Below are 14,348 nucleotides of genomic sequence, written 5' to 3'. Positions count from 1 at the left end.
GACGGCGAACGCAGAGGGGACAGAGAAGGTGACCGGCGACGCATCCCCCGTGCGGGCAGTGCTGACCCGAGCAGGGCGGACCGTTCGCCCGGCAACCACATCGCCACCGCTGCGTGAGGTGCTCAGCGACCGTCGCGAACTCGTCGCCTCCGCACGGGCCGCCGCCCAGTCGCCGTTCTCCTCGGTACGGCACTACGCGAGGACGACACCGGGAAAGTTGATCCTGTTGTGTTTCGTGGTTGCGGTCACCTCGCTCGCGACGGGGTGGTACGCGTCGACGACCCTCAACAATCGGACGCATCAGCTGCAGACGATCATCGACCGTGCCGAACCGTTGTCCGAGGCCGCGCAGGTGCTCTACAGCTCGCTGTCGATCGCCGACGCGGCCGCCAACTCGGCGTTCATCTCCGGCGGTCCGGAGAATCCGCAACTGCGTCAGCGATACTCCGACGCGCTGGCGACCGCGTCGTCGTCGCTGCTCGTCACCGCGGGAAGCGACACCGGACCGGGCTCCGACGCGACAGCCGACACCCGCGCACTCAACTCCGATCTGGAGACCCTCACCACGACCATCCCCGTCTACAGCGGGCTGGTCGAGACCGCCCGGACCAACAACAGGCTCGGCAATCCCGTCGGATCGGCATACCTCGGTCAGGCGTCGGCGGTCATGCAGAACACGATCCTGCCCGCCGCGCAGCGGGTGTACGAGCGACGCTCGCTGGCCATCGCCGATCCGCAGAGTGCCCTGACAACTCCTCCGTGGGGCGTCTACGTCGCGCTGTTCGTCGTCGTGCTCCTTCTCCTCGGCACGTCGCGCTACCTGGCACGACGCACCAGGCGCCGGTTCAACGTCGGCATCGTTGCCGCGCTGGTCGCGATCATCGGCGGATTGATCTGGTTGCTCACGTCCGGCCTGCTGTCGGTGGCGGCGACCAGCTCGGCCAAGACCGAAGGCGCGACCCCGCTGCGTGAACTCACCGAGGCCCGCATCCTCACTCAACAGGCGCGTTCGGCCGAGACGCTGTCGCTGCTCCGACGAGGCGACCAATCCGGCCTGCAGGACTCGTTCGAGCAGTCGACCGACCGGATCGGCATGCTTCTGGACAGGCTCGACAAGGACGGACAGTCGTCGGGCTCGCTCGACAGTGCTCGGATCGCCACGTTGCGCGGCGCACTCGACCAGTGGAAGAGGACCGACGCCCAGGTGCGCGACGAGATGACCACCGGAAACTTCTCGCAGGCGCGTGTCATGACGGTCGGTTCGTCGCCACAGAGTTCGGAGACCAGTTACAACGCGGTCGACTCCGCACTGGTGAATGCGATGACCACCACCCGATCCTCGTTCCGCGACGACATCAACACCGCGCAGCGTGTACTCGGCTTCACCGGCAACGGAATTCTCGCGCTGTCGGTCTTCGCGACGATCGCGTTGATCCTCGGCATGATCCCCCGCATCCGGGAGTACCGATGAGAACGCACACCGGCCGCGGACCATCGGGCATGGCGCGAACGACGATCTCGTTCGTCGCACTCGTGGTGGGTATGGTCATGCTCTCCGGCTGCGTCGACTTCCCGGCACCGCCGTCTCCCGGCCCGAGTGCGACAGCCGAGGTGCCGGAGCCCCTCGGGTCCGAGTTCGACGTCGCCAAGGAAGCTCCGCCCAACTCGTCGTCGTGCGATGCGACGCAGAGCCTGCGGCCCGCGGCGCAGCAACCCGAACCCGCTCGTATGCCGCCGGGGAGCACGATGGACGCGATCTTCCGGCGCGGCCGACTGATCGTGGGCACCGACATCGGCTCCAACCTGTTCAGCTTCCGCGATCCGATCACCGGTGACATCCAGGGATTCGACGTCGACCTCGCGCATGAGATCTCCCGTGCGATCTTCAACGACCCCAACCGCATCGAGTTCCGCGTGTTGAGTTCGAGCGAACGCATCAACGCGCTCCGCAATCAGGAGGTCGACGTCGTGATCAAGACGATGAGCATCACCTGCGACCGCCTGCGCGACATCAGCTTCTCAGCACCGTATTACGTTGCATCCCAACGAATTCTCGCACTGCGCGGATCCGTCATCACCGGTCCGGAGCAGCTGGCGAACAAGCGGGTCTGCGCTGCGCGGGGCACCACGTCGATCGGCCGCATGCAGCAGATACAACCCCGTGCGAAGATGGTGACCACCACGACGTGGGCCGACTGCCTGGTCATGCTCCAGCAGGCGCAGGTCGACGCGGTCAGCACCGACGACGCGATCCTCGCAGGCCTGGCGACACAGGATCCGTGGGCGCAGGTCGTCGGACCCAGCCTCGGCCAGGAGAACTACGGAGTTGGCATGCCGGTCGGGCACGACGACATGGTGCGGTTCGTCAACGGGACCCTCGCCCAACTCCGCGCCTCCGGGCGGTGGCAGGACATGTACGACCAGTGGCTGTCGATCCTCGGACCGGGATACGGCGCCCCCCAACCCTCATACCGCGATTGAGGCAACGCTAGATGTCCCGAAGCGACAAGCACAGCGCAACCCCGGCCGCCGAGAAAGAGCGCGACGAGCCGGCACCCGGGCCGGGCGGTGCCGGTCCGGGTGCAGATGCCGAGGTGGGTACCCAACGCGCCGATCTCGCCGCGCTCGAGGTCGGCACCCAGCGGGCACCGGACACCGACGCCGAGATGGGAACGCAGCGGGCAAGCCTCGACCAACTCGACGTCGGAACTCAGCGCGCCGACCCCGGCGTCGAACTCGCGACCGCCGCGACACCCGTGCACGGTTTACGCGACGAGTCGACGGGGCCGGTGGTGCCGTCGGGACCCACGGCACCCAACGACGCCCTGGTGTCGATCGGTCAGACCCGTCGGCTGGTGCCGCGCCGCCGTCCGCGCGTCCACGATCGTCGGCTCGGTTCGGGTTTGGTCGAACTGCCCAAGGTCACCGACATCGAGCCGCAGGACGCCGTGCTCGACTCCCCGGTCATCGCCGAGGGCAAGCGCAACTGCTGGCGGTGCGGGCGGCCGGTCGGACGGTCAACCGGCCCTGGTGCCGGTGAGCTGACGGGCGAATGTCCACACTGCGGTGCGCGGTACTCGTTCGTCCCCGGCCTGGCCAAGGGCACGCTCGTCGCGGGCCAGTACGAGATCGCCGGCGCGATCGCCCACGGCGGTCTCGGATGGATCTACCTCGCCATCGACCGCAACGTCTCCGACAGGCCCGTGGTCCTCAAAGGTCTGTTGAACTCGTCTGATTCGGAGGCTCAGCAGGTCGCACTCGCCGAACGACAGTTCCTGGCCTCGGTGAATCATCCGGGCATCGTGAAGATCTACAACTTCGTCGAGCATGTCACCGAGTTCGGCGACAGGTTCGGCTACATCGTCATGGAGTACATCGGTGGCCGGACCCTCAAGCAGATCACCTCGGAAGGCGATACCGAGACCGCTCTGCTCTCCGTCGAGCAGGCCATCGCGTACATGCTCGAGGTGCTGCCGGCCGTCGGATATCTGCATTCGGTCGGGCTGGTGTACAACGACGTCAAGCCCGACAACATCATGGTCGGCAGCGACGAGGTGAAGCTCATCGACCTCGGTGCCGTCTCTCCGATCAACGGTTACGGGCACCTGTACGGCACACCGGGTTTCCAAGCGCCCGAGATCGTGCAGACCGGACCGCAGGTGGTCACCGACATCTACAGCATCGGACGTACGCTCGCCGCACTCACCGTCGACATGCCCATGCGCGACGGACGCTACGTCGACGGGCTACCCGATCCGGAGGACACACCCGTCTTCCGCGACAATCCGTCGTTCTACCTGCTGCTGCAGCGCGCGACCGCGGCGGACCCGGCAGAGCGGTTCTCCTCCGCCGAGGAGATGACGACCCAGCTGCTCAATGTTCTCCGCGAGACCGTCGCGGTGCACACCGGGGTTCCCCGTCCGTCGCTGTCGACGGTGTTCACCCCGCAACGGTCGACGTTCGGCACCGAACTCATGCTGGCACCCGTCGACGGATTCTTCGATCCCGACCTCGCTGCCTTCTACGATCCGGTCGACATGGCGCGCGCGCTGCCGGTACCCCTCGTCGACCCCACCGATCCCGCTGCGGGACTACTCAACTCAGCGGCGTTGAGTGATCCTCGACAGACCTTGGACTCGATTCACGCCGCACGCGCCGAGGGCTTCCGCTCGCTCCTCGGGCAACCGACGTCGTCGGCGCATCCGTCGCTGGAGATCGACCTCGCCGAAGCGCGTGCACATCTCGAACTCGACGACGTCGACACGGCACTGGATCTGCTCCGCGAAGTCTCTGTGCAACACGGCGACTCGTGGCGGGTGCAGTGGTACATGGGCATCTGCGCTCTGATGAACGACGAGCCGGAGCTCGCGTACGAATGGTTCGACGCCGTGCTGCAGGCCATGCCGGGAGAGGTGGCACCCAAGCTCGCGGTCGCGGGTACGGCCGAGCTGATCGGTCGCTGGCTGTCGGATGAACGCGATCCGTCCGAGGGCTCTCGACAACGCATCAACGACATGTATCACGTTGCGGCACAGAACTATCACGATCTCTGGCTCACCGACCACAGCATCGTCACGGCCGCGTTCGGCATGGCTCGACTCGCGGTCGCGCGCGGCGACTACGACGCGGCCATCGAGCCTCTCGATGAGGTGCCACCGACGAGCAGGCACTTCAACACGGCACGTGCGACCGCGGTCATCGCACTCGTCCACGGTCGTGACCCGTCGGAGCTACGCAAGGACCAGCTCGTCGAGGCCGCCAAGCGCATGGAGGCGATGCCCGACAGCGAGCCGCGCAAACAGCGACTCCAACTCATCGTGCTCGGTACCGCACTGGGGTGGGTGCACAACCATCCGGACCGGGCGGGAGAACCCGCGCGGCTTCTGGGCTTCCCGTTCACCGAGGAGGGTCTGCGCACGGGTACCGAGAAATCGCTGCGCTATCTCGCCCGGCAGACACGCACCAACCGCGACCACCGGTTCCTGCTCGTCGACCTCGCGAACTACGTGCGGCCGTGGTCGCTGTTCTGACGCGGCCGCCACCGGCGCACTACTCCGGCTGCTCGCCACGGGCGACGGCCGCGGCCTGACGTGCAATCGCGAGTTCTTCGTTGGTCGGGACCACCAAGACGTCGATCGCGCTCGAATCCGCCGAGATACGTCGGGCTTCCTTGCTGCGCAGAGTATTGCGCTCGTCGTCGATGACGATGCCGTAGTTCTCCAGTCCGGCCAGCGCATCGCGTCGCACGTTGTCGGCATTCTCCCCGACGCCTGCGGTGAACGTGATCGCGTCGACGGCGCCCAGTTCGATCATGTAGGCGCCGATGTAGCGGCGCAGGCGGTGGATGTAGACCTTGTACGCGCGTTTCGCGTTCTCGTCGCCGTTGTCCATACGCGCAGTGATGGTCCGAAAGTCGTTGTCGCCGCAAAGGCCTTTGAGTCCGGAGTTCTTGTTGAGCAGTGTGTCGAGTTGGTCGATGCTGAGTTTGGCCACGCGACTCAGGTGCAGCAGCACGCCTGGGTCGATGTCACCGCTACGTGTACCCATCACGAGACCCTCGAGAGGTGTCATGCCCATGCTGGTGTCGATGGGCTCGCCATGTGCGATCGCCGACGCCGATGCGCCGTTGCCGAGATGCAGCACGATCTGGTTCAGGTCGCCGTACTCACGACCGAGGAATTCGGCGACCTTTCCCGACACGTACTGATGGCTCGTGCCGTGAAAGCCGTAGCGTCGCACCGCATGTAGGTGCGCAACACCTCGGTCGATGGCGTACGTGGCAGCATCGTCGGGGAGGTCGTGGAAGAACGCTGTGTCGAATACGGCCACCGACGGGACGTCGGGGAGCTTCTCCCGTGCGACCTGGATACCGGCGAGGTTCGCCTTGTTGTGCAGCGGTGCGAGGGTGGAGATCCGCGAGATCTCCGAGACGACCTCGTCGGTGACCAGGGTCGGGTGGAAGAAGCTGCGCCCGCCGTGCACGACGCGGTGTCCCACTGCGCTGAGTCCGGCATCGGCGAGGTTGGTTCCGGCATCCGCGAACATCTCCGACGCCGCGTCGAGAGCTGCCGAGATGTCTTGCAGGGGTTCGGTTCGGGTGGACGACTCACCGTTCTGCTCATGGGTGATCGACGACTGTTCCTCACCGATGCGTTCGGCTATCCCCTCGGCGATCACGTCGGTCGTGTCAGGGTGTAGCAGTTGATATTTCAGGGACGACGACCCCGCGTTGAGAACCAGGACGGCGCCGTCGGTCGCTGTACTCATCGGGTTGACTCCTGTGCGTCGATGTTCTGGGCCTGGATCGCGGTGATCGCGACGGTGTTCACGATGTCGGACACCAGAGCACCGCGGGAGAGGTCGTTGATGGGGCGCCGGAGACCCTGCAGCACAGGGCCGATGGCCACGGCTCCCGCACTGCGCTGCACGGCTTTGTAGGTGTTGTTCCCGGTGTTGAGGTCGGGGAAGATCAGCACCGTCGCACGTCCCGCAACCTCGGAGTCGGGCATCTTGGTCGCCGCGACGGACGGTTCGACGGCTGCGTCGTACTGAATCGGGCCCTCGACGGAGAGTTCCGGTGCGCGCTCGTGCACGAGATCGGTGGCGACACGAACCTTGTCGACGTCGGCGCCGGTGCCCGAGCGGCCTGTCGAGTACGAGAGCATCGCGATGCGCGGATCTATGCCGAACGCGGATGCCGTTGCGGCGGAGGAGATCGCGATGTCGGCGAGTTCAGTCGCGGTGGGATCCGGCACGATGGCGCAGTCGCCGTAGGTGAGCACCTTGTCGGGTAGGCACATGAAGAACACGCTCGACACGGTCGACACACCGGGCACCGTCTTGATGATCTCGAACGCCGGACGGATCGTGTGCGCGGTGGTGTGTGCCGCACCGGAGACCATGCCGTCGGCGCGTCCGGTGTGCACGAGCATGGTGCCGAAGTAGGAGACGTCGCGCATCCGCTCCTGGGCGTGCTCGAAATCCATGCCCTTGTGCTTGCGGAGTTCGGCGTAGGTATGCGCGAATTCGTCGGTGAGTTCGGAATTCTGGGGATCGATGATCTCGACGCCACCGAGGTCGACACCGAGATCGGCCGCGCGGGCGGTGACCGTTTCGGGATCTCCGAGAATGATCAGCGCCACCACGCCGCGGCGCAGCAATTGACCAGCGGCCCGCAGGATTCGGTCGTCGCCGCCCTCGGGGAGGACGATGCGTTTGAGATCCGAACGTGCCCGGGTGATCAACCCGTACTCGAACATCTGCGGGGTGACGACCTCGGACGGCCTGACGTCGAGCACCTTGATCAGTTCGTCGGGCTCGACATACTGCTCCATGAGCCCGAGCGCGGCGTCGATCTTGCGTGCCGATCCGATCGCGATGCGCCCGCGGGTGTCGGCGGCGATGCGGGCGGTGTCGTAGGTCCCCTGCTCACACGTGATGACCGGCAGCTTGGACCGTAGTCCGCCGACGAGCGCGTCGATCATCGGATGCGGTTTGAGCCCACCGTTGAGGATGATGCCCGTCAATCTCGGAAATCCCTGTGCGGCATTGGCATTGACCAGCGAGAGCAGCACGTCGGAGCGATCGGCCGGAGTGATCACCACCATGCCCTCGGTTAACCGTTCGAGGATGTGTTCGGCCGTCATACCGCCGACCATCACCCGCAGCGCCTCGCGGTCGAGGAGTTCCGGGTCGCCGCTGTACATTTCGGCACCGAGCGACTTCTTGAGTTCGGCCATCGTCGGCGCGAAGAGCACCGGCAGTTCCGGAAGGCACCAGCACGGGACGTCGAGTTTGGCCAGCGCGGCACCGATCTCGTTGATGTGGTCGGGGTCGCAGCGATTGGCGACGATGGCCGCCGTGGTGGCGTGCATGGCGGCGATCTCGGTGCGCAGGTGCTCGGCGAGGTCGCGTACCTCGGCGGGCGTGCGGTCGAGCGCCTTGAGCGCCAGGATGATCGGCGCCGAGAGGTTGGCTGCGATACGTGCGTTGTAGGTGAGCTCCGACGGATTACCCACGTCGGTGTAGTCGGAGCCGACGATGACGACGGCGTCGCATTGCGACTCGACGGCGTGGAAACGTGCGACGATCTCCCCGATCGAGCCGCTCGGGTCGGCGTGTACCTGGTCGTAGGTGACGCCGATGGCGTCGTCGTAGTCGATATCGGCCGAGGTGTGTTCGAGGAGGAGGTCGAGCAGATAATCCCGCTCGCCGTGTGCGGCCCGTGAGATCGGGCGGAACACGCCGACACGACCCCCGGTCGCCGTCAGCAGCGACAGCACGCCGAGCGCCACCGCCGATTTCCCGGTCTCCGCTTCCGCGGACACGATGTAGATCTTCGTTGCGCTCACTGCGTCGGGCGACATAGTGGTCAGAGTAGTTGGTGCCTCTCGCGTGCGTCGCGGGTGAGGTGACCGGTCAGGTCACGATTGCCCGAACGATCAGGTCGGCGATCTGATCGTCGGTCATGCTGCTGTCGGGAACGAGCATCAGTGAATAGATGATGCGGACCATGAACTCCGCTGCGCCACGCGGATCGGGGGTCAGCTCGGCCTGTACCTCGGGCGCAACGTCGGGCAGCGTCGCGTCGACGATCTTCTCGATCAGGTCGGGTCCGTCGTCGTCGTTGGTGGCGACGAGTGCGCGCACGATCTCCTCGGGTTCCTGGCGGAGAACGTACTGCAGTGCCTCGTGTTCGCGGATGTAGGGCAGGACGCCGAGTACCTGCGCGCGTACCTTGCCCGCGGCGTCGGGCGCGGTGGCCGACCATTCGCGTAGCTTCACCCGCAGCAGTGCGATCTCACGGTCGAGCATTGCGGCGACGAGTGCGTCGCGGCCGCCGAACATCCGGTACGCCGTTGCGCGTGCCACCCCCGCATGACGGGCAACGGACGTCAGGCTGAGTGCTTTGGCGCCGAAGCGCGACACCAATGCGACGCCCACGTCGACGAGGCGATCCGATTCCATGAGGAGAAGTTAGCGAATCGGATCGACGTCGGCGCACGGTACCGGCCACTTACGCGCGCCATGGCGCGTGCCGCTCGGTGCGCGCATCCATGCCCTAAGCTCTGCGGCCATGGAGATTCGTGACGCGCAGGCGCGCGACGTCCCCGGCATCACGCTCATCTACAACGACGCCGTCGAACACACCACCGCCATCTGGAACGAGGAGCTCGTCGACGACGCGAACCGGTCGGCATGGCTCGCGGATCGGCTGGGGGCCGGATTTCCGGTTCTGATCGCTGCCGACTCCGATGGTGCGGTGCTCGGCTACGCGACCTACGGTCCGTGGCGCCCGCACGACGGATTTCGGCACACCGTCGAGCACTCGGTGTATGTGCGCTCCGATCAGCGCGGGCGGGGTACGGGACAGTCGCTCATGCGCGCGCTCATCGACCGCGCACGCACCGACGGCGTGCACGTGATGGTCGCGGCGATCGATGCGTCGAATTCGGGATCGATCCGGATTCACGAGCGACTCGGCTTCACGCGTGTCGGGCTGCTGCCGCAGGTCGGGACGAAGTTCGGCTCATGGCTCGACCTCGCATTCCTCCAACTGATCCTCGACGACGCGCAGCCTGCGCGATGAGGGCACGCGGATCAATCCCCGCGTCATCGCCACCCCCACCAGGCACAGCACACCCCCGACGACCCGCAGCGGCGTCGGGACCTCGGCGAGCAGTAGCCACGACAGCACGATGACGACCGCGGGCACGACCAACGTCGTCGCGGTCAGTGCACCGGCACTCGTACGCGAGAGTGCATACACCCAGGTGGTGAATGCGATGGCTGTGGGACCGACGCCGAGGAAGACCATCGCGCCGATGTCGGAGGCCGGTGCCGTGCTCACCTCACGAATGGCGGCGGGCGCGAACGGGACTGTGGCGATCACACCCGCCGCGACGCCCCAGAACGTCGCGGTCAGTCCGTCGACATGACCGAGCGCCACCTTCTGGACAAGAACGCCGGTTGCGTAGAGCACGGCGGCGGTCAACCCGAGAGCGATGCCGAGCCAGTCGGCGTGCGGTCCGGTGCCGCCGACGGCGATGAGCACGACGCCGGCGAACGCCACGCCGATACCGACGAGCAGTCGACCGGAGAATCCCTCGCCGAGGAAGAGCCCCGCGAACACCGCGACGAGAATGGGTGCGAAGTTCACGAGCAGTGCTGCGGTCCCCGCGTCGAGATGCTGCTCGGCCCAGTTCAGGACGACCGTGTAGACCGCGAACCACGCCACGCCATACCCGACGACGAGAGCAAGCGCCCTACCGCGCGGAAGCGGTGGGATCCATGGGCGCGAACCGGCACGCCGACGCATCACGCCGACGATGACGACGAGCGCGACCACCGCGACCGCCAACCGCCCGAACGCGAGTGCGCCGGGCGAGAACGAGTGGCCCGCCGAGCGGATCGCGATGAACGACAGCGACCACAGCGCAACGGTGACCAACGCGGCGAGCACTGCGAGATCGGGAAGTCGACGGGTCATGGCACACATCCTCCGCGCGCACTTTGCTTCAGCACAAGTTCATATTTCTTCACGACCGTTGAGTACCGCTGTATATTCGCGGCATGATCGATCCCCATCGCCTCCGCGTGTTCCGAGCGGTCGTCGCCGAGGGGTCCGTCGGTGGCGCGGCGTCGGCGCTCGGTTACACACCGTCGGCTGTGAGCCAACATCTCGCCACGCTGCAGCGTGAGACCGGCCTGACGCTGATGGAACGTGATGGCCGAGGCGTCGTGGCCACGGAGGCCGGACGGATACTCGCCGCCGAATCGGAAGCGGTGTTCGACCAACTCGCGCGCGTCGACGGTCTCGTCGCAGACCTACGCAATGGTCGCGCGGGTGCACTCCGCGTCACCTACTTCGGTTCTGCCGGCGCGGCATGGATGCCGACGGTGGTCGCTGCGGTGCGGCGGGAGTTCCCCGCGCTACGCCTCGATCTCCGGTTACTCGAGATCAGCGATCCGACTCTCACGCCACCCGACATCGAGGTCGGGGTCGGGGTCGACGCGACCGGCTCCACGATCGACGCGGGACAGCTACGCGACTACGACGTCACGCCGCTGGTGACCGAGGAGTACCGCGTGGTGGTGACGCCCGATTCGCCTTTTGCGACAAGGGATTCGGTGCTGTTGCGCGAGTTGGCCGACGACGTGTGGATCGACAACGACATTGCACGCGGCCCCTGTCGAGAGGCACTGCTCCGCGCATGCACCGCGGCTGGGTTCACTCCATGCTTCGGCGTGGAGGCCCACGACTACCCGACCGCGATCAGTTTCGTGGCCGCAGGGATCGGACTCACCGTGGTGCCCGCGCTCGCCCTCGTCGACGTGCCCGCCGATGTGCGGGTGATCCCGATCGCCGAACCGACTCCGCGGCGGTCGATCTCGATCCGACGCCGCCACTCGCTCCGCGAACACGACGCGGCCGATCGCATCGTCGAGCTCGTACGCGAGCAGGCTCGGCGGACACACGGCGAGCTGGTCGGTGCGTGACCGATCGGGCTGCGGCGATTGCTGGAGCGGGTGGATCAGTCGGCGACGGCCAGCTTGCGTAGCCGCGGCGCGAGATCCTTCTCGAAGTTGTCGAGGAACCGCTCCTGGTCGTGACCGGGGGCGTGGAAGACCAGGTGGTTCAGTCCGGCGTCGGTGTAGAACTTGACCTTCTCGACGGCTTCGTCGGGATCCGACGCGACGATCCAGCGCTTGGCGACCTGCTCGATCGGGAGTTCGTCGGCGAGGCGCTCCATCTCGGTCGAGCTGTTGACGCTGTTCTTCTGGTCGGCGGTCAGCGACAGCGGCGCCCAGAAGCGGCAGTTCTCAAGTGCGAGTTCCGGATCGGGATCGTACGAGATCTTGATCTCGATCATCCGATCGATGTCGGCGAAGTTGCGCTCGGCCTTCTCTGCACCCTCCTTGACCGCGGGGATGAGCTTCTCGGTGTAGAGCTCCGGCCCCTTGCCCGAGGTGCAGATGAAGCCGTCGCCGGAGCGGCCCGCATACCGTGCGACCACAGGCCCACCGGCCGCGACGTAGACGGGGATCTGATGCTCGGGCAGGTCGTACATGTAGGCGCCCTTGGTGTGGTAGTACTCGCCGTCGAAGTTGATCTCCTCGCCGGTCCACAGCTCACGCATGAGCTTGATGGCCTCGCGTAGGCGGGCGAAGCGCTCCTTGAAGTCGGGCCACTCGCCCTGGAACCCGGTGGCGTACTCGTTGAGCGCCTCGCCGGTCCCGACACCGAGCATGATGCGGTCGGGGTAGAGACAGCCCATCGTCGCGAACGCCTGGGCGATCACGGCGGGGTTGTAGCGGAAGGTCGGGGTCAGGACGGACGTACCGATCTGTACACGCTTGGTGCGCTCACCCACCGCCGCCATCCACGACAGCGAGAACGGGGCGTGGCCGCCATTGTGTCGCCACGGCTGGAAGTGGTCGGAGACGGCGACCGAATCCATGCCGTGCTCCTCGGCCGCAACCGCGATCTCCACCAGCTCACGCGGCGCGAACTGCTCCGCGGAGGCCTTGTATCCGAGCTTGAGTTCCTGTGCCATACCTACGCCTCACTGCCGATTGCTGGACCGAACGATCACTCTGTGATCCAACGTACCCATGCGCGACTGGCGCGGATCGTCGAGGGCGGGGCCGATCCGGCGAGTTGTGTGGGATCGAGGGGTACATTTTTGTACCCGTGGATCCCACGCAACTCGACGCTCCCCCGATCGAGCCCCGCCTATTCGCATTGGCCGACGAATCACGCGCGTTCTACGCCGCGCGCGGCACCGGACCCGGGCCGCAGAGCGCCGCCGAGGTGCACCGACTGCGCGAACAGCGCATGGCCGATCCGAGGCCCCGCGACCCGCGGGCCGTCGATCTCACCGCCGAGTGGGCGGGGCGAGCCGTGACGCTACGGGTCATCACGCCAGAGGTCTCTGCGCGCGGTGTGGTGCTCGATCTGCACGGCGGCGGGTTCTATCTGGGGTCGGCTGCCGATCACGACAGCTGGAATCGCGCACTTTCCGACGCGCTCGACGCCGTGGTGGTCGGCGTCGACTACCGCCTGGCACCCGAGCATCCGTGGCCGGCCGCACCAGACGACTGCGAGGTCGCGGCTCGATGGCTGGTCGAGAACGCGACGGCGCAGTTCGGCACCGACAGGCTCGTCCTCGTGGGCTTCTCCGCGGGGTCGACGCTGGCGATGACAACGCTGCTACGCCTCCGCGAGACCGGCCTTGCCGACCGGTTCCGCGGAGCCGCACTGCACTTCGGCACCTACGACCTCAGCTCGACCACGCCCGCCGGACGCCTGATCGCCGACGAGTACTTCCTCGAGGCGTACGTCGGGCACGTCGTTGACCGCACACTCCCCGACATCTCCCCGCTCTTCGGCACCTTGTCGGGACTGCCCCCGATGACGCTCGTCGTCGGCTCCGAGGACGTCCTGCTCGACGACAACACAGCCATGGCGCAACAACTGTCACGGGCGGGAAACGACGTCGATCTGCGCGTGTATCCCGCATCGCCACACGGATTCACACATCACGCGACGTCGATGGCGGCAGTCGCGCGCCACGACATCTCCGCGTGGCTCGCCGAAAGACTCACCGCATGATCGGATCGTCCGCCGCCCCGCGAGGCAGGTCGACGGCGTAGCTGTAGTGGCAACCGAGGTCGGTCCGCGCCGGGGCATCCGTGTTGTCACGGAACCAGCTGATACAGGCCTCAGCGGCAAGTCTGCGGTCACGCGTGTAGAAATAGCCGTCGGTGCAGTCGTCGAACGGGTCATCGTGGTGCCAGACGTCGAGCCGCACAGACGAGGCGTCGTGATCGGTGAAGCGCAGGGTGCGCAGTGCGGTGCGCGACCGTCGCACGAGAAAGACACCGTCGTCGAGCACGTAGACCTGTGCGCACACGGCATCGGGTGCTCCGAAATCGACCTCGTCGTCGGCGTCGATGTCATCGTCCTCGATATCGGCTTCGACCTCGTCCCAGTCCTCGGCCAACCGGACATCATTGGGTCCGAGACTGAACTCGAGGCCGGCCGGCTGTTCGTCGAGCGATTCGGCGACCCACTCGAGCATCGAGTCCCAATCGTTGATCGGATAGAGCTTGGTCATGCTCCCCATTGTCGTGGACGGGTCTGACAATCATGGCCGGGTCCGACGATCACATCGGGTCCGCTGTCAGCTGAACCCACAGCTGGACTTCAACTGAGCTTGAGCTTCTACCCTGGACGACATGAGTATGCAGTCCGTCGCCTGGGACATGATGTACAAGTCGTCGAATTCGCCATCGCAGAAGAGGCTGCGGGGCGATCGGCGCGGCACATTGCGCCGCATCATGTC

The 14,348-nt window shown here is 66.3% G+C and carries 12 protein-coding genes and 1 pseudogene; 7 read left to right on the top strand and 6 right to left on the bottom strand.

What is annotated here, in order from left to right; all coding sequences use genetic code 11:
• Window positions 1-28 precede the first annotated feature (28 nt).
• From GOOTI_RS07795 to GOOTI_RS07785, 3 genes are read left to right on the top strand one after another with little or no spacing between them, the layout of a single operon-like run.
• The gene (locus GOOTI_RS07795) at window positions 29-1,471 is read left to right on the top strand and encodes a GlnX family signal transduction membrane protein (RefSeq protein ID WP_007238026.1); all 1,443 of its coding nucleotides are present in this window, start codon (window positions 29-31) and stop codon (window positions 1,469-1,471) included.
• The gene (locus tag GOOTI_RS07790) at window positions 1,468-2,481 is read left to right on the top strand and encodes a glutamate ABC transporter substrate-binding protein (protein WP_007238025.1); all 1,014 of its coding nucleotides are present in this window, start codon (window positions 1,468-1,470) and stop codon (window positions 2,479-2,481) included. The genes GOOTI_RS07795 and GOOTI_RS07790 overlap by 4 nt, the downstream gene beginning before the upstream one ends.
• An 11-nt stretch (window positions 2,482-2,492) precedes the next feature.
• Window positions 2,493-5,030 (top strand): serine/threonine-protein kinase, encoded by a 2,538-nt coding sequence (locus tag GOOTI_RS07785; protein WP_007238024.1) that lies wholly within the window; start codon window positions 2,493-2,495, stop codon window positions 5,028-5,030.
• 19 nt (window positions 5,031-5,049) lie between these two features.
• On the opposite strand, the gene GOOTI_RS07780 is transcribed toward GOOTI_RS07785, so the two are convergent.
• Genes GOOTI_RS07780 through GOOTI_RS07770 form a run of 3 tightly spaced genes read right to left on the bottom strand, consistent with a single transcriptional unit; the run spans window position 5,050 to window position 8,967 of the window.
• Window positions 5,050-6,267, bottom strand: a complete 1,218-nt coding sequence (locus tag GOOTI_RS07780) for an acetate kinase (RefSeq protein WP_007238023.1) — start codon at window positions 6,265-6,267, stop codon at window positions 5,050-5,052.
• Complete coding sequence (gene pta, locus GOOTI_RS07775; RefSeq protein ID WP_007238022.1) at window positions 6,264-8,366, bottom strand: phosphate acetyltransferase; 2,103 nt, start codon at window positions 8,364-8,366, stop codon at window positions 6,264-6,266. Before pta ends, GOOTI_RS07780 begins: the two co-directional genes overlap by 4 nt.
• A gap of 52 nt (window positions 8,367-8,418) precedes the next feature.
• Window positions 8,419-8,967: a TetR/AcrR family transcriptional regulator gene (locus GOOTI_RS07770; RefSeq protein ID WP_007238021.1), complete on the bottom strand. Its 549-nt coding sequence runs from the start codon at window positions 8,965-8,967 to the stop codon at window positions 8,419-8,421.
• Window positions 8,968-9,076: 109 nt separating this feature from the next.
• Here GOOTI_RS07770 and GOOTI_RS07765 point away from each other — a divergent pair, with 109 nt between their 5' ends.
• On the top strand, window positions 9,077-9,589 hold the full coding sequence (locus GOOTI_RS07765; RefSeq protein WP_039993739.1) for a GNAT family N-acetyltransferase: 513 nt from the start codon (window positions 9,077-9,079) through the stop codon (window positions 9,587-9,589).
• On the opposite strand, the gene GOOTI_RS07760 is transcribed toward GOOTI_RS07765, so the two are convergent.
• Window positions 9,530-10,489, bottom strand: a complete 960-nt coding sequence (locus GOOTI_RS07760) for a DMT family transporter (protein ID WP_007238019.1) — start codon at window positions 10,487-10,489, stop codon at window positions 9,530-9,532. The two genes, GOOTI_RS07765 and GOOTI_RS07760, sit on opposite strands and share 60 nt — an antisense overlap.
• Before the next feature lie 83 nt (window positions 10,490-10,572).
• Between GOOTI_RS07760 and GOOTI_RS07755 the strand changes: the two genes are divergently transcribed.
• Entirely contained in the window at window positions 10,573-11,499 is a 927-nt protein-coding gene (locus GOOTI_RS07755) for a LysR family transcriptional regulator (RefSeq protein ID WP_007238018.1), read from the top strand.
• 35 nt (window positions 11,500-11,534) lie between these two features.
• On the opposite strand, the gene fgd is transcribed toward GOOTI_RS07755, so the two are convergent.
• On the bottom strand, window positions 11,535-12,557 hold the full coding sequence (gene fgd, locus GOOTI_RS07750; RefSeq protein ID WP_007238017.1) for a glucose-6-phosphate dehydrogenase (coenzyme-F420): 1,023 nt from the start codon (window positions 12,555-12,557) through the stop codon (window positions 11,535-11,537).
• Window positions 12,558-12,694: 137 nt separating this feature from the next.
• Between fgd and GOOTI_RS07745 the strand changes: the two genes are divergently transcribed.
• The gene (locus GOOTI_RS07745) at window positions 12,695-13,615 is read left to right on the top strand and encodes an alpha/beta hydrolase (protein WP_007238016.1); all 921 of its coding nucleotides are present in this window, start codon (window positions 12,695-12,697) and stop codon (window positions 13,613-13,615) included.
• Here GOOTI_RS07745 and GOOTI_RS07740 read toward each other — a convergent pair.
• A complete protein-coding gene (locus GOOTI_RS07740; protein WP_007238015.1) occupies window positions 13,605-14,120 on the bottom strand; it encodes a hypothetical protein in 516 nt (171 codons plus the stop codon). The genes GOOTI_RS07745 and GOOTI_RS07740 overlap by 11 nt on opposite strands.
• 121 nt (window positions 14,121-14,241) lie before the next feature.
• Here GOOTI_RS07740 and GOOTI_RS26730 point away from each other — a divergent pair.
• A pseudogene (locus GOOTI_RS26730) lies at window positions 14,242-14,348 on the top strand (ABC transporter transmembrane domain-containing protein); the annotation flags it as partial.

The organism is Gordonia otitidis NBRC 100426 (assembly GCF_000248075.1).
Classification (GTDB): domain Bacteria; phylum Actinomycetota; class Actinomycetes; order Mycobacteriales; family Mycobacteriaceae; genus Gordonia; species Gordonia otitidis.
This window is presented reverse-complemented; position numbering and strand designations above follow the sequence as displayed.

What these genes read in the sequence shown, in the direction of transcription:
- GOOTI_RS07790 (WP_007238025.1), top strand. Translation starts at nt 1,468, where the DNA reads ATGAGAACGCACACCGGCCGCGGACCATCGGGCATGGCGCGAACGACG.
- GOOTI_RS07785 (WP_007238024.1), top strand. Translation starts at nt 2,493, where the DNA reads ATGTCCCGAAGCGACAAGCACAGCGCAACCCCGGCCGCCGAGAAAGAG.
- GOOTI_RS07780 (WP_007238023.1), bottom strand. Translation starts at nt 6,267, where the DNA reads ATGAGTACAGCGACCGACGGCGCCGTCCTGGTTCTCAACGCGGGGTCG.
- pta (WP_007238022.1), bottom strand. Translation starts at nt 8,366, where the DNA reads ATGTCGCCCGACGCAGTGAGCGCAACGAAGATCTACATCGTGTCCGCG.
- GOOTI_RS07770 (WP_007238021.1), bottom strand. Translation starts at nt 8,967, where the DNA reads ATGGAATCGGATCGCCTCGTCGACGTGGGCGTCGCATTGGTGTCGCGC.
- GOOTI_RS07765 (WP_039993739.1), top strand. Translation starts at nt 9,077, where the DNA reads ATGGAGATTCGTGACGCGCAGGCGCGCGACGTCCCCGGCATCACGCTC.
- GOOTI_RS07760 (WP_007238019.1), bottom strand. Translation starts at nt 10,489, where the DNA reads ATGACCCGTCGACTTCCCGATCTCGCAGTGCTCGCCGCGTTGGTCACC.
- GOOTI_RS07755 (WP_007238018.1), top strand. Translation starts at nt 10,573, where the DNA reads ATGATCGATCCCCATCGCCTCCGCGTGTTCCGAGCGGTCGTCGCCGAG.
- fgd (WP_007238017.1), bottom strand. Translation starts at nt 12,557, where the DNA reads ATGGCACAGGAACTCAAGCTCGGATACAAGGCCTCCGCGGAGCAGTTC.
- GOOTI_RS07740 (WP_007238015.1), bottom strand. Translation starts at nt 14,120, where the DNA reads ATGACCAAGCTCTATCCGATCAACGATTGGGACTCGATGCTCGAGTGG.